The 19,198-nt window shown below is 37.4% G+C and carries 19 protein-coding genes; 18 read left to right on the forward strand and 1 reads right to left on the reverse strand.

Annotation, left to right across the window (positions count from 1 at the left end):
* Positions 1 to 2: 2 nt before the first annotated feature.
* From rimI to O3617_RS00670, 14 genes are all read left to right on the forward strand, one after another.
* Positions 3 to 452 carry a ribosomal protein S18-alanine N-acetyltransferase gene (gene rimI / locus O3617_RS00605; RefSeq protein WP_270524011.1) on the forward strand — a complete coding sequence of 150 codons (450 nt, stop codon included), beginning with the start codon at positions 3 to 5 and terminating at the stop codon, positions 450 to 452.
* The gene (gene tsaD, locus O3617_RS00610; RefSeq protein WP_371448042.1) at positions 449 to 1,483 is read left to right on the forward strand and encodes a tRNA (adenosine(37)-N6)-threonylcarbamoyltransferase complex transferase subunit TsaD; all 1,035 of its coding nucleotides are present in this window, start codon (positions 449 to 451) and stop codon (positions 1,481 to 1,483) included. Before rimI ends, tsaD begins: the two co-directional genes overlap by 4 nt.
* Position 1,484: 1 nt before the next feature.
* On the forward strand, positions 1,485 to 2,852 hold the full coding sequence (locus O3617_RS00615) for a sensor histidine kinase (RefSeq protein WP_371448044.1): 1,368 nt from the start codon (positions 1,485 to 1,487) through the stop codon (positions 2,850 to 2,852).
* Positions 2,853 to 3,422: an ANTAR domain-containing response regulator gene (locus O3617_RS00620; protein ID WP_371448045.1), complete on the forward strand. Its 570-nt coding sequence runs from the start codon at positions 2,853 to 2,855 to the stop codon at positions 3,420 to 3,422.
* 215 nt (positions 3,423 to 3,637) lie between these two features.
* Complete coding sequence (gene groES / locus O3617_RS00625) at positions 3,638 to 3,919, forward strand: co-chaperone GroES (RefSeq protein WP_004696047.1); 282 nt, start codon at positions 3,638 to 3,640, stop codon at positions 3,917 to 3,919.
* Positions 3,920 to 4,029: 110 nt separating this feature from the next.
* Complete coding sequence (gene groL / locus O3617_RS00630; protein ID WP_005378685.1) at positions 4,030 to 5,655, forward strand: chaperonin GroEL; 1,626 nt, start codon at positions 4,030 to 4,032, stop codon at positions 5,653 to 5,655.
* Between the two features lie 230 nt (positions 5,656 to 5,885).
* Positions 5,886 to 6,305, forward strand: a complete 420-nt coding sequence (locus O3617_RS00635) for a DoxX family protein (protein WP_371448046.1) — start codon at positions 5,886 to 5,888, stop codon at positions 6,303 to 6,305.
* A gap of 56 nt (positions 6,306 to 6,361) precedes the next feature.
* Entirely contained in the window at positions 6,362 to 7,618 is a 1,257-nt protein-coding gene (locus O3617_RS00640) for a diaminopimelate decarboxylase (protein WP_371448048.1), read from the forward strand.
* A gap of 273 nt (positions 7,619 to 7,891) precedes the next feature.
* The gene (sufC, locus tag O3617_RS00645; RefSeq protein ID WP_005378715.1) at positions 7,892 to 8,635 is read left to right on the forward strand and encodes a Fe-S cluster assembly ATPase SufC; all 744 of its coding nucleotides are present in this window, start codon (positions 7,892 to 7,894) and stop codon (positions 8,633 to 8,635) included.
* A gap of 8 nt (positions 8,636 to 8,643) precedes the next feature.
* Positions 8,644 to 10,053 (forward strand): Fe-S cluster assembly protein SufB, encoded by a 1,410-nt coding sequence (gene sufB / locus O3617_RS00650; protein ID WP_270524004.1) that lies wholly within the window; start codon positions 8,644 to 8,646, stop codon positions 10,051 to 10,053.
* 9 nt (positions 10,054 to 10,062) lie between these two features.
* The gene (locus O3617_RS00655; protein ID WP_371448050.1) at positions 10,063 to 11,109 is read left to right on the forward strand and encodes a SufD family Fe-S cluster assembly protein; all 1,047 of its coding nucleotides are present in this window, start codon (positions 10,063 to 10,065) and stop codon (positions 11,107 to 11,109) included.
* Positions 11,110 to 11,120: 11 nt separating this feature from the next.
* Positions 11,121 to 12,350 (forward strand): SufS family cysteine desulfurase, encoded by a 1,230-nt coding sequence (locus O3617_RS00660; protein ID WP_371448052.1) that lies wholly within the window; start codon positions 11,121 to 11,123, stop codon positions 12,348 to 12,350.
* 11 nt (positions 12,351 to 12,361) lie between these two features.
* Positions 12,362 to 12,787 carry a Fe-S cluster assembly sulfur transfer protein SufU gene (sufU, locus tag O3617_RS00665; RefSeq protein WP_005378700.1) on the forward strand — a complete coding sequence of 142 codons (426 nt, stop codon included), beginning with the start codon at positions 12,362 to 12,364 and terminating at the stop codon, positions 12,785 to 12,787.
* Positions 12,788 to 12,789: 2 nt separating this feature from the next.
* Positions 12,790 to 13,473 carry an HAD hydrolase-like protein gene (locus O3617_RS00670; protein ID WP_371444796.1) on the forward strand — a complete coding sequence of 228 codons (684 nt, stop codon included), beginning with the start codon at positions 12,790 to 12,792 and terminating at the stop codon, positions 13,471 to 13,473.
* A 106-nt stretch (positions 13,474 to 13,579) separates the two neighbouring features.
* Here the strand turns inward: O3617_RS00670 and O3617_RS00675 are convergent, their stop codons facing one another.
* The gene (locus O3617_RS00675; RefSeq protein ID WP_005378718.1) at positions 13,580 to 14,086 is read right to left on the reverse strand and encodes an S-adenosylmethionine decarboxylase family protein; all 507 of its coding nucleotides are present in this window, start codon (positions 14,084 to 14,086) and stop codon (positions 13,580 to 13,582) included.
* Between the two features lie 270 nt (positions 14,087 to 14,356).
* Between O3617_RS00675 and O3617_RS00680 the strand changes: the two genes are divergently transcribed.
* The 4 genes from O3617_RS00680 (at position 14,357) to O3617_RS00695 (ending at position 19,055) form a co-directional block, all read left to right on the forward strand.
* Positions 14,357 to 14,836, forward strand: a complete 480-nt coding sequence (locus O3617_RS00680; protein ID WP_371444794.1) for a CtsR family transcriptional regulator — start codon at positions 14,357 to 14,359, stop codon at positions 14,834 to 14,836.
* A 6-nt stretch (positions 14,837 to 14,842) separates the two neighbouring features.
* Positions 14,843 to 15,382 carry a UvrB/UvrC motif-containing protein gene (locus O3617_RS00685; protein WP_371444793.1) on the forward strand — a complete coding sequence of 180 codons (540 nt, stop codon included), beginning with the start codon at positions 14,843 to 14,845 and terminating at the stop codon, positions 15,380 to 15,382.
* A 10-nt stretch (positions 15,383 to 15,392) separates the two neighbouring features.
* Complete coding sequence (locus O3617_RS00690) at positions 15,393 to 16,460, forward strand: protein arginine kinase (RefSeq protein ID WP_371448054.1); 1,068 nt, start codon at positions 15,393 to 15,395, stop codon at positions 16,458 to 16,460.
* 144 nt (positions 16,461 to 16,604) lie between these two features.
* On the forward strand, positions 16,605 to 19,055 hold the full coding sequence (locus O3617_RS00695; RefSeq protein WP_371448056.1) for an ATP-dependent Clp protease ATP-binding subunit: 2,451 nt from the start codon (positions 16,605 to 16,607) through the stop codon (positions 19,053 to 19,055).
* The last annotated feature ends 143 nt before the right edge of the window (positions 19,056 to 19,198 follow it).

Below are 19,198 nucleotides of genomic sequence, written 5' to 3' on the forward strand. Positions count from 1 at the left end.
AGATGACAGTCCGTAGAGCAACGATTGAGGATGCAAAGGAAATTTTTGCTATTGAAATGGAATGCTTTTCTGTTCCTTGGAGTTTAGATTCCATAGAAACAGAATTACTGAATGAAGATAAGAAACTCTATTATGTCATAGAAGATGCTAATGGTGTTGTAGGTTATGCAGGCGCGTGGCTTGTATATGATGAAGGGCAAATTACGAATATTGCGATACGTCCATCTGCAAGACGCCAAGGCTTTGGTGCTAAACTAACAAGTGCATTAATAGAGGAATGTTTTAAACGAGGCATGCATGAAATCTTTTTAGAAGTTCGTATATCTAATCTATCTGCTTTATCCCTATACCGACAATTGGGGTTTACTGTAAAAGGTATGCGAAAAAATTATTACTCTGAGCCTAAAGAAGATGCGTATATCATGTCGCTTATTAAAGAGGAAGGAAAATGAGTGTATATACATTAGCATTAGAAAGTAGCTGTGATGAAACATCGGCAGCTATACTTAAGGATGGCCGTACAGTACTTTCTAATGTCATATCGAGTCAGGTGCCAATTCACCGAAAATTTGGTGGTGTAGTGCCAGAAATTGCATCCCGTCATCATATAGAACAAGTTATCCCTGTTATTGATCAAGCATTAGCAGATGCTCATGTCACATTGAATGATATCGATCATATAGGGGTTACCTATGGGCCTGGATTAGTAGGGGCCCTATTAGTTGGCGTAGCAGCTGCAAAAGGATTATCCTTTGCTACGGGGATTCCTTTAGTACCTGTTCATCATATGGAAGGTCATATTTTTGCTAATTTCTTAGCTAATCCTACATTAGAACCACCATTTTTAAGCCTTGTTGTATCAGGTGGTCATACTATGTTAGTTCATGTGAAAGGCTATGAAGAATTTGAGATTTTAGGACAAACACGGGATGATGCGGCAGGTGAAGCCTTTGATAAAATTGCCCGTGTTATGGGGTTTCCATATCCTGGAGGACCTCATATTGATGCATTAGCAAAAGAGGGCAATCCAGATGCTATTGAGTTTCCGAAGGCCCTTAGTGAGTCGGGGAATTTTGAATTTAGCTTTAGTGGTTTAAAATCAGCTGTTTTGAACTACTTAAATAGTAAATCTCAAAAAGGTGAAGACATAAATAAGGCTGATGTGGCAGCGTCCTTTCAAAAGGCCATCGTAGATGTTCTGGTAGAAAAAACTAAGGATGCAGCTCATACACTAGGGGAAACTAAAATAACCATCGCTGGTGGTGTATCGGCCAATCAAGGATTACAAGTAGCATTAGAGAATATGTGTAATGAAGAAGGGTTTACGTATTATAAACCCGGTAAAATTTTAGCTACTGATAATGCGGCTATGATCGGGTGCCGTGCTTACTATATGGCACAAGCCGGAAAGTTCTGCGATTTACATTTAAATGCTAAGCCTAGTGTGCCAATTGGTACCGTTGCATGGGTAGAAGGTAAGTAGTATGACTGTACATATATATGATGAACTTGTTAAGGAAACAAACCTATCTAGTTTGCAAGCAGCCTTACTAGTTCATATTAGTCATATGATTCGCTTTGGCCAATCGGTGAGTAAACACAAGATTGTCTTGTTTACAGAGATTGCGAATGATGACATGATGTGTATATATGAGTCTAATGACTCATTAGTTACATCTCGCATACCTAGTTCTGATATGTGGAAAAAACTAATCACCACCGGTGAAAGCTTTCAACAATCCACACAAAATGGATTTGAATATCTATTTCCCATTGTCGATAATGGCGGTAAGACGATAGGCGGAATTTCTTTTTCCTATGTAGCACTTGCTAATGGATTAGAAGGTAAACGAGGATTTATCGTAGCCGATACAATGCAACGACTGATGTTGACGGCCACAGATGAACAAATTAAAGAATATGAGCCTATATCGTATTTGGATGGGCTCATCATTTTTGACCAAAATGGGACTATCTTGTATGGTAATGATACGGCATTACATTTAGCGGATATTGTTGGTGTTGATCGACGTTTGGTAGGCACATCCATTTTTGGTAGTTCTTTAAAAATATCTGCGATTCATCGTGTGCTAGCAGATAGAAATGATTATGTATCAGAAGAAATCTATCATAACATGGTCCTTAGGCAACATATGATCCCTATACCTATGGGGCGCAATGAATGTCGTTGCTTTTTAATTCTTCATGATTGTACCCGTGAAAGTAAACAGCAACAAGAACTACTAGTTAAAAATTCCATTATTAAAGAGATACATCACCGTGTTAAAAATAACTTACAAACAGTAGCAGGTTTACTACGAATGGAAGCGCGTCGCTCTGATTTACCAGAGGTAAAATCCGCATTGCAAGAGGGCATTTCACGCATTGAAAGTATGGCTCTCGTCCATGATTTAGTATCCCATTATGATGAGGATTATATTTCTATACGGTCTATATATGATGAATTATGTCGATTATTACGCCAAAGTATGGTGGAGCGAAATCAACATGTAGAATTTCGCTATCACGGGGATGATTGTATTATTTCATCTCACCAAGCCAGCTATATTTCCCTTGTATTCAATGAATTAATTTCAAATAGTATTATTCATGGATTAACGGGTGATGATGGTGTGATTTCCATCTTAGTATCATGTATAGACGATATAATAGCCATTACCTTTACCGATTCAGGGAAAGGATTACCATTAGATTTTGATATGACAAAAAGCAAGCGTCTTGGAATGCAGATTATTAATAATTTAGTAACCCATGAGCTAGAAGGTCATATGACAATTGAAAATGGTGATGTGGGCGTTATTGTTACAATTCATATTCATAAGGAGCAATAAATGCGTATTTTAATCGTCGATGATGAATCATTAATTCGCATGGATTTGCGAGATATTTTAGAATCTGAACACCATGAAGTAGTGGGGGAAGCATCGAATGGTGTTGAAGCTATTACGTTGTGTAAAGAGTTAAAACCTGATGCGGTGTTAATGGATGTAAAAATGCCTGAGCTAGATGGCATCGAAGCGGCACGTCAAATAGGATTTAACCATTTGGCACCTGTTGTGCTTTTAACTAGTTATAGTCAACAGGATTTGGTGACAAAAGCTCGTGAATCTGGTGTATATGGTTATTTAATAAAACCTGTCAGAGAAGAACAATTAATTCCAACACTAGAAATGGCATGTGGCCGATTTTTAGATGAATTAGAATCTCGTCAGCAAATGGCTGATTTAGAGAAAACACTAGAGGAACGAAAATTAATTCAAAAATCTACAGGGATTCTCATGGATTTATATAAAATCACTGAGGATGAAGCATATAATCGAATTCGTCAGTTAAGTATGAAAAAGCGTGAATCCATTGCTAGTATATGTGAATTAGTTATTAAGCAAACATCATCTAATTAATATAATAGAGAAAAAATACAAATAGCCTTCTATAAATTTATATAGGAGGCTATTTTATATGATTTAATACATATAAAAACTAAAAAGTCAAAAAATCAAAATTAGTACTTGCAATTATTTTAACATCGGTTATAATAATACATGTGATTAGCACTCAGTAACTTAGAGTGCTAATAGATTATAAATAATAACTAGTAAATAAGGAGTGACATCATATGTTAAAACCATTAGCTGACCGCGTTCTTATCCGTTTAGAAGCAAAAGAAGAAAAAACTAAAAGTGGTATCTTCCTTCCTGATACAGCAAAAGAAAAACCTCAAGAAGGTGTTGTTGTAGCTGTAGGTGCTGGTAAAGTATATGACAATGGTCAACGTGTAGCTCCAGAAGTTAAAGTTGGCGATACTGTTATGTTCGCAAAATATGCTGGTAGCGAATTAGAAATCGATGGCGCTACTCACTTGATCATTAGCGAACGCGATATCTTGGCAGTATTATAATAGCTGATTAATAGCTTTCACGGCTATACATATTAATGATACATTCTATATTGCCTTAGGGCATATATTTCTTTACATTGGATAGTGTTACTATCTAGGAGGTAATACATATGGCAAAAGAAATCTTGTTTAATGAAGAAGCTCGTCGCGCTTTGGGTCGTGGCGTTGATCAATTAGCTAACGCTGTAAAAGTAACATTAGGACCAAAAGGCCGTAATGTTGTATTGGATAAAAAATTTGGTTCCCCAACAATCACAAATGATGGTGTAACTATTGCCCGTGATATCGAACTTCCAGATCCATTTGAAAACATGGGTGCTCAATTGGTAAAAGAAGTTGCAACTAAAACAAACGACGTAGCAGGTGATGGTACTACTACTGCAACAGTATTGGCACAAGCTATGATTCAAGAAGGTATGCGCAACGTAGCAGCTGGTGCTAACCCAATGATCTTGAAAAAAGGCATTGAAACAGCTGTAAAAACTTTGGTTGAAGAAATCAAAAAACGCTCCATCAAAGTTTCTGGTAAATCTGAAATTGCTCAAGTAGCTAGCGTATCTGCAGCTGATGAAGAAATCGGTGGTTTGATTGCTGAAGCTATGGAAAAAGTAGGTAACGATGGCGTTATCACTGTAGAAGAATCCAAAGGCTTGCAAACTGCATTAAATGTGGTAGAAGGCATGCAATTTGACCGCGGTTACATTTCCCCTTACATGGTAACTGACCCTGATCGTATGGAAGCTGTTATGGATAACCCATACATCTTGATTACTGATCGTAAAATCAGTGCTATCGCAGATATGTTGCCAACACTTGAAAAAGTTGTAAAAGTAGGTAAAGAACTTCTTATCATCGCTGAAGATGTAGAAGGTGAAGCATTGGCTACATTGGTAGTAAACCGTTTACGTGGTACATTCAAAGCTGTAGCAGTTAAAGCTCCTGGCTTCGGTGACCGTCGTAAAGCTATGCTTGAAGATATCGCTATCTTAACTGGTGGTACTGTAATCACTGAGGATATGGGCCGTAAACTTGATTCCGTAGAACTTACTGACCTTGGTACAGCTCGTCAAGTTCGCATTACTAAAGATGAAACTACAATCATCGATGGTGTAGGCGATAAAGATGTAATTGCTAAACGCGTTAGCCAAATCCGTGCACAAGTTGAAGAAACTACTTCTGAATTCGACCGTGAAAAATTACAAGAACGTCTTGCTAAATTGTCCGGTGGTGTTGCAGTTATCGAAGTAGGTGCTGCTACAGAAGTTGAAATGAAAGATAAGAAACTTCGTATCGAAGACGCATTGAACGCAACTCGTGCTGCTGTTGAAGAAGGTATCGTAGCTGGTGGTGGTACTACATTCATCGATATCATCCCTGCATTGAACACATTGGAAGCCACTGGTGATGTTCAAACTGGTATCAACCTTGTTAAACGTGCAGTAGAAGAACCTCTTCGTCAAATCGCTTACAATGCTGGTCTTGAAGGCTCCGTTGTAGTTGAAAAAGTTAAAAATACAGAAGCTGGCGTTGGTTTCAATGCTTTGACAGAAGAATATATCGACATGGTAAAAGCTGGTATCGTGGATCCTGCAAAAGTAACACGTTCTGCTCTTCAAAATGCTGCATCCATCGCTTCTCTTGTATTGACTACTGAAACAATCGTAGCTGACAAAGTAGAAGAAAATGCTGCTGCTCCTGCAATGCCTCCAATGGGCGGTATGGGCGGTATGATGTAATCAACTGTTTTTAGCGACATATAGATAATATATTAAAATCCTAATGAATGTAACTTACTGCATTCATTAGGATTTTTTATTCTTAGAATAAGTCTTGATAAATTGATTTCATAAACAATTTATGATATAATTCTATAGAATTTCATATAAGAGTCTTAGTTTGACAGACACTAGTATATAGCATATAATTTTTATATCTAAAAATATCTATATAATAAAGAGGTGTTACTATGTTGAACTTTTTATTTAAAAGTAAACCTGATTATATTAATTTTGGTCTTTTATTCTATCGCTTTGCATTAGGTATTTCCATGTTCTATCATGGATACTTAAAATATGTAAGTGGAGAACAAGTTCTCTATAAGGTAGGGGCTATGTTATCCGCTTTAGGTGTACCAAGTGGCTTTGAGGTAATTCTAGGTACTATTGCCTCCTATGCAGAGATGGTTGGTGGTATTCTTATCATCATAGGTTTGTTTACACGTATAGGCTCCCTTCTGATTATAGGTACATTAGCAGTGGCTACTATACTAAATCTTAATGGTAATTTCTTTAGTTGGGATTATCCATCTCAAATGGGCTTTGGCGCTATTATGTTGTTCTTTGCTGGTGCAGGTAGCTATAGTTTAGATAAGGCCTTATTTAAATAATCAGTTAATTAGAAGACTCATCATAGATGAGTCTTTTACTATGTAGAGAGGTTATTATGAATCAAAAAACAGTTCCATTTACATCTGAACAATTAGAAGCAATTATTGCTAAATATCCGACTCCATTTCATATTTATGACGAAGAAGGCATCGTTAATAATATGAAGAGATTCATCGCCACATTCTCTTGGAATAAGGGCTTTAAACAGTATTTTGCTGTGAAAGCTACTCCAAATCCATATATTATGCGTGTATTACAAAAACTAGGGGTAGGTGCTGATTGCTCTTCCTTAGCTGAATTACTTCTTTGTGAAAAGGTAGGTATCACTGGACATGATATTATGTTCACATCCAATGACACACCTTATGTAGAGTATAAAAAGGCGTTGGATATGGGGGCTATCATCAATTTAGATGATATTACTCATATTGAATATTTAGAACAACATCACGGCTCTCTACCAGATACATTCTGCGTACGTTATAATCCAGGTCCTTTGAAAGAAGGGGGCAATACGATTATCGGCCTTCCAGAGGAAGCAAAATATGGTATGACTCGTGAACAAGTGTTTGAGGCATATAAGCAATTACAAGCAAAGGGTGTAAAACATTTTGGTTTACATACTATGGTTGTATCTAATGAACTTGATATTGATGGATTGGTAGGTACAGCTGAAATCTGCTTTAACCTTGCTGTAGAAATTAAAGAAAAATTAGGCATCGATGTTGAATTTATCGACCTTGGTGGCGGTGTAGGCGTAGCGTATAAACCAGAACAAACACCTGTTAACTTTGAAATCTTGGGCGAACGCGTTCATGAAGCTTATGATAAAATCATTAAAGGCAATGGTCTTAATGATATCGCGTTGGCCTATGAATGTGGTCGCATGGTAACAGGCCCATTTGGATATCTTGTTTCCACAGCTATTCACAAAAAAGATATCTATCGTCATTATATCGGTTTAGACTCTTGTATGGCTAATTTAATGCGTCCAGCATTGTATGGTTCTTACCATCATATTACGGTAATGGGAAAAGAAAATGCCCCTAAAGATTATGTGTATGATGTAACTGGTTCCTTGTGTGAAAATAATGATAAATTTGCTATTCAACGGGAATTGCCAAAAATTGATATTGGTGACCGTATCATCATTCATGATGCAGGTGCACATGGTCACTCGATGGGCTTTAACTACAATGGCAAATTACGTTCTGCTGAATTGTTGTTGCACAAAGATGGATCTGTTACACAAATTCGTCGCGCTGAAACATACGATGATTTGTTTGGTACATTGGACTTCTCCAATTTATAATATTGAGAATTAAATAGAGTTGAGAACTACTATTAATAAACCATGAGATATACGGATTTATAGGGATTTTTCTTAATTCCTGTATATTTTAGTAGGAATATCTTGCTATCATTTAGATAAGAATGTATAATGAGTATAGATTGTTATGCACATACTTGCTAAAGTGGCGAGAGAATACGGCGGTATCACCCTTGTGCGTACCGCCGTTTTTCTATGTGACTATAAAGTTTTAATCATATAATCAGATTATCTGATACGAAGGAGTGAAATATTTTGGCTGAATTACTTCAGATTAAAGATTTGGAAGTGTCTGTAGAAGAGAAGAAAATTCTTAAAGGCATTAATTTAACAATAAATAAAGGTGAGATTCACGTCGTAATGGGTACGAACGGTGCTGGTAAATCCACATTGGCAAATGCTATTATGGGTAACCCATTGTACACAGTAGATAAAGGTTCTATCGTATTTGATGGCAAGGATATTACAGAAGATGCTGTAAATGATCGTGCAAAAGCAGGTATCTTTATGTCATTCCAAAGCCCAATTTCCGTTCCTGGTATTACTGTAGAAAACTTCATCCGTACTGCAAAATCTACAATTACCGGTGAAAATGTACGCGCGTTGGCTTTCAAAAAAGAATTGAAAGAAAAAATGGATGAATTGTCCTTTGACACATCCTATGCACAACGTTATGTAAACGAAGGTTTCTCCGGCGGAGAACGCAAGAAAAATGAAATTCTTCAAATGTCTATTTTAAATCCAAAATTGGCTATCCTTGACGAAACTGACTCTGGTCTTGACGTTGATGCTGTTCGCATTGTATCCGAAGGCGTTAATCGTTTCCACAATGAAGATAATGCAGTATTAATCATTACTCACCACAATCAAATTCTTCAAAAATTAAAACCTGATTTTGTACATGTTTTGATTAACGGTAAAATCGTTAAAACTGGTGATGCTTCATTGGTTCGTGAAATTGAAGAAAAAGGTTACGACGCATACAAAGCATTAGCATAGGAGGCAACATGGAAGAAAGAAAGAAAACCCAAGTTGCGGATATGGACCGTGGCGTCTATGATATAAAGAATAATTTTGAGTATTCCTATATTGCTGATGCTGGGTTAACAGAAGATATTATCCGTGAAATTTGGTCTAATAAAAATGAACCGGAATGGATGCTTGACTTCCGTTTGAAATCCTTAGAGATTTATAATCGCATGGAAATTCCTAACTGGATTCCTGATATTTCTGGCTTAGATATGGAACATATTTATACATATGTAAAGCCTAAAGTAGATATGAAGGGCGATTGGGACGAAGTACCTGACGATATTAAGAGCACATTTGATCGCCTTGGTATTCCAGAAGCAGAAAAAACATCTCTTGCAGGTGTAGGTGCCCAATATGACTCCGAAGTCGTATATCACAGCATTCAAGAAGATCTTGTAAAACAAGGCGTAATTTATACTGATATTGAAACAGCTCTTCATGAGCATGAAGAAATCGTAAAAAAATACTGGATGACATTGATTCCTCCTACAGATCATAAATGGGCAGCTCTTCATGGTGCCGTTTGGTCTGGTGGTTCCTTTGTATATGTTCCGGCAGGCGTGCAAGTAGATATTCCATTGCAATCCTATTTCCGTTTGAATGCACCAGGTGCTGGTCAGTTCGAACATACGATGATCATCGTAGAGGAAGGTGCTAAGGTACACTTTATCGAAGGTTGTTCTGCTCCTAAATACGATGTATCTAATCTTCATGCAGGCGCAGTAGAATTGTTCGTTAAGGATAACGCTACATTGCGTTATTCCACAATTGAAAACTGGTCTAAGAATATGTATAACCTCAATACAAAACGTTGTGTTGTAGGTAAAGGTGGTACTATTGAATGGGTATCTGGTTCCTTTGGTTCTCACGTATCTTGTTTGTACCCAATGAGTATTCTTAATGGCGAAGGTGCTCATGCTGAGTTTACAGGCGTAACATTTGCCGGCGAAGGTCAATTCCTTGATACTGGTTGTAAGGTGGTTCACAATGCGCCATATACAACAAGTAATGTAAACTCTAAATCTATCTCCAAATCTGGTGGCGCTGCTATTTATCGTGGCCTTTTGAAAATTGGTCCTAATGCAGAACATGCAAAAGCAACAGTATCTTGTGAATCTTTGATGTTAGATGAAATTTCACAATCTGATACAATTCCAGCTATTATTGTAGAAAATGATAATGTCGATTTAGGTCATGAAGCTAAGATTGGCCGTATTTCCGATGAAGCTATTTTCTACCTTATGACGCGTGGTATTAGTGAAGAAGAAGCTCGTGCAATGCTTGTTCGTGGTTTCGTAGAACCAATTTCTAAAGAATTGCCATTGGAATACGCTGTTGAAATGAATAATCTAATCAATCTTGAATTAGAAGGTTCTATCGGTTAAGGAGGTACTATGAGCGAATTACTATTTAATGAACTTCCTAGACCTACCTTTAGATGGTTGCGTGTTAACCATACTCCAGCAAGTCTTTGGGGAGAATCAGAAACAACTACATCTGTATTGGTAAAAGGTAATGATGCCATTATCAGCCCATTGCCAGCTGGTACAGCTTTGTTGAATACAAATTATAAAGGTGCTAATGGTGAGGCCGTAGCTAAGCTTGTAAACGAAGCTGAAGGTTATCGTATCCACGTGCCTGCTAAGACAAAAGAAGTGGTGGGTATTCGCATTGATGCGAGTGCACGTATTGCCGGTCGTTTCCAATTTATCGTCGAAGAAGGTGCTGATGTAGAAGTACAATTCTTCTTAGATGGCGGTACAAAAGAGGCGACTAATATTCAATACCTTAACGAATACGATGTAAAATCTAATGCTAAGATTGTTGTTAAAAAAGTAAATCTTTTAGATGAAACTGTACAGCATATCGAACATCGCTATACAAAACTAGAGGATAATGCCGATGTAGAATACATCAATGTAGAAATTGGTGGCAAAGAAAACTTCTTAAACTATGAACATGATTTACAAGGTGAATCTAGTAAAGTCGTTCATGACATTGCTTATTTAGGCAATAAGGAACAAAAATTTGATATTGCTATGCTCATGACACATGTTGGTAAAAAATCCTTTAGTGATATTCATACATTAGGTGCCTTAAGCGATACATCTAAAAAATCTTTCCGTGGTACATTGGATTTCCTTCGCGGTGCCGTTGCCGCTGAAGGTGCTGAAGAAGATACATGTTTATTGTTAGATCCTACTGTTAAATCTATTTCTTTACCATTGTTATTGTGTAAAGAAGATAATGTAGTAGGTAATCATGCAGCTAGTGCGGGACAAATTGATCAAAATAAATTGTTCTACCTTATGAGCCGTGGCTTTAGTGAAGTAGAAGCTAAACATATTATTGTAGAATCAATGATTCGACCAATCATCGATCGCATTGGTGATGACGTGATTGAAGAAGCTGCATTAACTGCAGTACGTAATAAGATTTAAGAGGATTGACTATGAGACCTATTACAGAAGCATATAAGGATTTTCCTATTTTACATAAAGAACATAATGGTCATCGCCTTATCTATTTAGATAGTGGTGCAACAGCGCAAATTCCTCAAATGGTAATGGATCGCCTTACAGACCATATGCTTCATCATAATGGTAATCCACATCGCGGTTCTCATATCCTCGCTATTGAAGCGTCGGAAGCGTATGAAAATGCACGTGACCGCGTTGTTGAGTTTATCAATGCCCGTGAACGAGAAGAGATTGTCTTTACCCGTAATAGTACGGAATCGATGAACTTAATTGCTCATAGCTATGGCGCTAATTTTGTAAAAAAAGGTGATAAGATTGTCATTACTGTTGCAGAACATCATGCCAATCTTGTTACATGGCAATATGTTGCTGAGAAAACAGGTGCTACATTAGAGTATATGTACTTAGATGAATCAGGCCATTTGAAAGATGGTGAAATCAATAAGATTGATGAAAGTACTAAAATTGTGGCATTTGCCCATGTGAGCAATGTTCTTGGCATGGAATTCCCTGTGAAAGAATTGACTAAAAAAGCTCATTCTGTAGGGGCTATTGTCGTTCTTGACGGAGCTCAGTCTACACCTCATATGAAGGTGGATGTACAAGCCTTGGACTGTGATTTTTTCGTATTCTCTGGCCATAAAATGTGCGCTTCTCAAGGTATTGGTGTGCTATATGGGAAAAGAGGATTACTTGAAAAAATGCCACCATTCTTACTCGGTGGTGATATGATTGAATATGTAAAAGAACAATCTACTACATTCAATGAATTACCATATAAATTCGAAGCTGGTACACCAAATGCTCATGGTGCTGTAACGTTACATGCCGCTATTGATTATCTCGAATCTTTCGGCATGGATGCTATTGAGGCACATGAAGAAGAATTGGTATCCTATGTATTGCCTAAGATGCTTGAAATTCCTCATGTTCATGTATTGGGCTCTCAAAACCCTCGTGAAAAACATGGTGTTATCGCTTTCACAATAGATGATGTACATCCTCATGATGTAGCGACTATCCTTGATTCCAAAGGTATCTGTGTACGCTCTGGACATCATTGTGCACAACCTTTGGGGGCATTCTTTCACGTAGCAGCATCTACACGCCTCAGCATGTATTTATACACGCGTAAAGAAGATTTAGATGCATTCTTAGAAGTATTAAAAACTGTCCGTTCGGTAATGGGCTTTAAAGATTAGGAGACATTCACATGGAAATGGATCAATTGTATACGGAACTTATTTTGGAACATAATCAAGATAAGCGTAATAAACGTGAGTTAAGTGAATTTACTGCTTCCGAACATGGCCACAATCCAAGTTGTGGTGATGATTTGACGCTACAAATTGATGTACAAGATGGCATTATTAAAGATGCAGCGTACACAGGCTCTGGTTGTGCTATCAGCCAAGCTTCAGCATCCATGATGATTGATATTATCAAGGGTAAATCTGTAGAAGAAGCATTGCGTTTGGTAGAATTATTCTTGGGTATGATTAAAAAAGAGGTTACCGACGAATCTAAGCTTGAAGATTTGGAAGATGCTATGGCCTTACAAAATATTTCTAATATGCCTGCTCGTGTAAAATGTGCTGTATTAGCATGGCATACATTAAAAGAGGCTTTAAAGAAATAATTATGAATAAGACCATTATTTTTGACTTGGATGGAACCTTAACAGATTCAGAAGAAGGAATTTTGAAGAGTGTCACATATGCACTCGAATCCTTTGGATATGAAATTCCACCTCGTGAAACATTGTTATTGTTCTTAGGTCCTCCACTTGTAGATTCATTTCAAGAACACTGTGGCATGTCATTAGAAGAAGCAGAAAAAGTTTATAAAAAGTTTGGTGAACGCTATGGTACTATTGGTAAATTCGAAAATCAATTGTATCCTAACATCATCGACTTATTGGACAAGGTTAAAAATGAGCATTATACTGTGGCTTTGGCTACGGCTAAGCCAGAAGTGTATGCACGCGAGATTTTAGATCATTTCTCTATTACACCATACTTTGATGTCATCGTAGGTGCCAATTACAAAGAAGGCTTGGTTCATAAGAAAGAGATTCTTCAAAAGGCTATCGAATTGTGTGGTAATCCCCTAACTGATGATACGGGACGTCGTCTCGTATACATGGTAGGGGATAGAAAATACGATGTTGAGTCAGGCAATGAATTAGGCTGTATATCTATAGGTGTTACCTATGGATATGGTACTGAGATAGAGTTAAACGATGCAAATGCAGAATATCTTTGCGATGATGTTGATGATATTGTTATGACCTTAGACTTAGAGGAAATGCTTGTTCGTAGATAAGATTATAAACGTTCATATTAAAAGGCTAGAGATTCGTCTCTAGCCTTTTTGGTGCAGTAAAAAGACCTTGTTCGTATTGAGCAAGGTCTTTTAGATTTTTCTTATGCTATTTTTTTAGGCCACTTTTTTTTGCTAATGATTTGATAACCTTAGCGCTTTGTTTTTTGAGTTTGCCCCCAGTTTGTTTTAATTGGATACGTGTACGGAATACGCGACCGAGTGTTGTAATTTTGGTTTTGCGACGCGGTTTCATATCTCGTTCGTTCCCAAAATCGCCACGTTGGACCGTGGTTGCTTTTACCTTTTCAGAACCAAATGATTGACGTAAGGATTTCATAAATTGTGTAAGTGGTAGAGTACGATTGAAGGCGAATAAATCAACTGCTACATAACCCAATTCCGGATAGGCATGTAATGTGAAGTGAAATTGTTTTGCAATAGCAAGAACGACAATTTCATCATCCATAACTTGATAGTTTATTTCGTCTAACTCAATGTCTGCTAACTCAAATGCAGCAGCTACACTTTCTTGTACGGCTGCAGCGGAAGAGAGGGATTCTTCATTGCAAGAATATAAATCTAGTAATAATTGATGACCTAATGCATCTGCCATTGTAGCACCTTCTTTCGTACATACGTTATTATATCTTTAATATTATACATTGAATTCTTGTATTAGTCTATTCGTAGAAACATTCACGTATATGCATTGATTTGTTAGCGCAATTCATGCAATAAATTTACGTATTTTGGTAATAGTCAAATAATAATTAATAAAAATTTGACTTTTTATTTGACAATGGTCAAATAGTCAAATATAATAAAGTTATATTAAAAGAACAAAAAGACAAATTAAGAGATAAATTTATAAAGAGGTGTTATTATGAGCGTTATAGCTGATAAAATAGAAAAATTTATACTTAATAAATTGACAGAAGAACAAGAAAAATTGATTTTAAAGAGAAATGAGTTGGCCGATGAATTAGATTGTGCACCATCTCAAATTAGTTATGTATTGAGTACGCGTTTTTCTAATGAACGAGGATTTGATGTTGAATCTAGACGTGGATTAGGTGGATATATTAGGATTCGTAAGTTGCAACCAGAATCTTCTAATATGGTACCAGCAGTGACAACTTATCATATCTATGAAGGTCCAAATCGCGTGGAACGGTTAATCGATTTGCGCGATGTTGATCAATCTTTATTTCAATTGTTACAAGATAATAAAATTACAAAGCGCGAGGCTCAAATGATGCATAATTCATTTGCTAGCATCATTGAACATGTAGATTATGAATCTAGAAATGATGCTATTCGCAGTCTTTATGCATCTATGATAGAGACATTGCGGAAGGAGTGATGTCATATGAAATGCGATCATTGCCATACAAACGAAGCAACAGTGCATATGACAAATATCATAAATAATCAAAAAACAGAACAACATTTATGTTCGTCCTGTGCTAATAAATTACAAAAAGATGGTAAATTATCACCGTTTAGTTCTTTCGTAAATGATATGTGGGACAATGATTTTTTCTCCAATGATTTTTTCAAGAATATGGTGTATCCAGACCATATGTTACAATCTCAACAGATGAAACGCTGTCCAAATTGTGGAAATACATTTGAAGATTTTAATCGATTTGGAAAATTTGGATGTCCTAGTTGTTATGACACATTTAAAGATCAGATCTTATCGCTTGTTCAACGTATTCAAGGGGCTGGTGAATATGAAGGGCGTGTGCCGAGTCAAGGACATAATATGTTTAAGGCCCAGTATGAAATTAAGCAACTACGTCGTCAATTGGACATGGCTGTCAGTGATGAAAAATTTGAAGAAGCCGCTCAAATTAGAGATAAAATCAAAGCCTTAGAATCTAAGGCCCATAATAAAGAAAATTGAGGAGGATAGTATGTTTGATAATATTTTAGATGCAGCCCTTAGTAAATGGCTCCAACATACGACATCCGATTCAGATCATATCGTTATTTCTAGTCGTATACGATTAGCTCGGAATTTTAGAGACACATTATTTACCAATAAAAATGATGAATCAGCTCTAAATCATGTTGATTCCATTGCACGTGGATTGGTTACTACGTTAAAAGATTCAGACAATCAAGATTATTACTATATCAGTCTAGATAAATTGTCTGATACAGAGCGTGCTATTCTTGTGGAAAAACATTTGATTAGTCCTGTTATGGCTGAAAAACTGCCATATCGTAGCTTACTTGTATCCGATGACGCATCGGTGGCAATCATGGTTAATGAAGAGGACCATTTACGCATACAAACTATGGAGGCGGGCCTCAACTTAATAGATGCTTTTCACCATGCAGAACGCATTGATGATGCTATTGATGAGAAGCAACCATTTGCTTTTAATGAATCCTTTGGATATTTGACGGCATGCCCAACGAATGTGGGCACTGGTTTACGCGCTTCTGTTATGCTTCATCTTCCTGCATTAGCAATGACTGGACGCATTAATCGTCTCGTTCGCAGTATTGTTCAGCTTGGCTATTCTGTGCGCGGTTTATATGGCGAAGGTTCTGAAGCATTAGGTCATATTTATCAGGTGTCTAATCAACGTACGATGGGCATCAGCGAAGCCGATACCATTGAGCAATTGACGAAGATTGTAGAAGGTATCATAGCAGAAGAACGAAAATGTCGCCAAACATTGGTGCACAACGATAAAGATGGTCTTGAAGATCATTTGTGGCGGTCTTATGGTATATTGCGCTATGCAAGGTCTATGAGTGGTCATGAGTCCCTAGAAAAATTAAGCGATGTTCAATTAGGTGTAGATTTAGATATCTTACCCGCATGGTCGAGCGATAGTTTTAATGAGGTGGTGGCTATTACAAGACCTAATTCTTTACTTAAATATATGGGAAAAGAAGAGGTAAGTCCTCAAGAACGCGATAATTATAGAGCGACAGTCATTAGAGAAAAACTTTCACAAAAACAATAAGTGATTTTCCTATTTTTTATGATATTTAAGAATACTATTCATGGAGACATTCCATTTAATATAGATTGATAAAATGTACCTTCATTTCATGAATGAAGTTTATATAGAGAGCGCAAACTGATGTTTGCGAACGAGGTAATACATATGATGCAACGATTTACAGATGATGCACAACGAGTGTTATCCTTCGCCCAAGAAGCGGCCTTAGAACTAGGGCATGACTATGTGGGAACGGAACATGTACTCATTGGGCTCACAAAGGTTAAAAATGGTGTTGCCGCAAAAGCTCTTAATGAGCTGGGTCTTAGTGCGGAGTCCATTATTGAAGATGTGGAAAATCACATTGGGCGTGGACATAAGAAAGCCAGTTCCGTATATATGACACCTCGCGTAAAACATGTGCTAGAGTTAGCTGTTGAAGTAGCTAATCGTATGAATCACAATTATGTGGGAACGGAACATATTCTATTAGGTTTGTTGAGCGATGGTGGCGGTGTAGCAGTCGGTCTGTTACGCAATCATAATATTCGCGCTAATGATGTTGTTGACGCAATTCGGGATATCCTTGGTTCGTCTGGCAGTACTAGTCATAGTGGTGAAGATAATAAAGAAAGTAGCTCATTAGGCGATCTTGCTGATTTTGGAACAGATTTAAATGAATCTGCTAAACAAGGGAAAATTGATCCTGTAATTGGTCGAGATAAGGAGATTTCGAGGGTTATTCAAATTTTGAGTCGTCGTACCAAAAATAATCCAGTACTTATCGGTGAACCAGGTGTAGGCAAAACGGCTATTGCAGAAGGCTTGGCACAGCGTATCGTAAACGGTAATGTGCCAGAAATTTTACGCAATAAGCGAATTATTTCATTGAGCATCAGTTCGATGTTGGCCGGTGCTAAATATCGTGGTGAGTTTGAAGAACGGTTGAAAAAAGCCATTGATGAAGTTCAAAAACATGACGATATGATTATATTCATCGATGAAATTCATACATTAGTTGGCGCTGGTGCCACTGAAGGCGCCATGGATGCAGCGAACATCTTAAAACCTGCATTAGCTCGTGGTGAGTTCCAAGTGATTGGTGCTACAACCTTAGATGAATATAAAAAGCATATTGAAAAGGATGCAGCCTTAGAACGTAGATTTCAACCGGTTTTAGTCGGCGAACCTTCTGAAGAGGATGCACTCGAAATTTTAAAGGGGCTACGCGATCGGTATGAGGCCTTTCACAAGGCTAAGATTACTGATGAAGCACTGGAAGCTGCCGTATCATTATCAAGTCGATATATTACGGATCGATTCTTGCCGGATAAGGCAATCGATGTTGTCGATGAGGCGGCTTCCAAGGTGCGGATGAAAGTGTTTTCTGCCGCACCCGATGTGAAAGCATTGGAAACACAATTAGCAGATGTCAAAAAGGAAAAAGAAGCTGCTGTAACAGCTCAGGAATTTGAGAAGGCGGCTGAGATGCGTGATGAAGAAAGGCGCATTGAAAAGGAAATTAACGATAAGAAAAAAGCGGCCAAGGAAAATAGTGATGCTAAGTTAGTTGTGACTGACGAAGATATCGCCTCTGTTGTAGCACAATGGACAGGTATTCCGGTTTCTAAAATCGCACAGGAAGAATCTGAATCATTATTACACTTAGAAGAAGAGCTTCATAAACGCGTCATCGGTCAAGATGAGGCCGTTGTGGCTGTCTCCAAGGCTATTCGCCGTGCGAGAGCCGGCCTAAAAGATCCAAAACGTCCTATTGGATCCTTCCTATTCCTAGGTCCTACTGGGGTTGGTAAGACCGAATTGGCTCGTGCCTTAGCTGTTGCCTTATTTGGTGATGAGACAGCCCTGATTCGTCTAGATATGTCAGAATATATGGAAAAACATACAGTATCTCGTTTAGTTGGTGCACCTCCAGGCTATGTGGGCTATGAAGAAGGTGGTCAGTTAACAGATGAGGTACGGCGTAAACCATATAGCGTAATTCTTCTTGACGAAGTAGAAAAGGCTCATGCAGATTTCTTTAATATCTTATTACAAGTTCTTGATGATGGTCGATTAACAGATAGCCAAGGTCGTACTGTTGATTTTAGGAATACTGTTATTATCATGACAAGTAATTTAGGTACAAATGCACTACGTAAAGGTTCTCCTGAACTTGGTTTCTTGGCCGCAAAGAAGTCTGATAGTGCATCTGATACTTCTAATGAAGTTAATTTTAAGGAAGCCAAGAAATCTGTTATGGATGCGGTAAAACGTCATTTCCGTCCTGAATTTTTGAATCGTATCGATGAAATGATTGTATTCCATGCTTTAACATCAAATGATTTAAAACAAATTGTTACAATTTTAATGGATACTGTAGTAAAACGCCTTGATGATATGGGTTTATCCCTTGAAATTACTCCAGCAGCTATGGATATGCTTGTGAAAGAAGGATCTGATTTTTCAATGGGCGCACGTCCATTGAAACGAGCTATTCAACGGTTGATTGAAGATCCTATTTCAGATCTTATTTTACAAGGTAATGCTCCGGAAGGTGCTACCATCAAGGCTGATGTAGAAGATGAACACATTATTGTAAAATCTTCTAATTAACTGGGAATAGATATTGTTCTCATACAGTCTTTTATGTAAAATTTAATGTCAAAATGGTATACTATTAGTGATAATAGTTGACCGTAGTATAAATTATGCACAAAAGGTCATGAGTGAATTATCATTCATGACCTTTTACTTTT

The sequence above is a fragment of the Veillonella sp. 27098_8_77 genome, assembly GCF_041431535.1.
GTDB lineage: Bacteria > Bacillota > Negativicutes > Veillonellales > Veillonellaceae > Veillonella.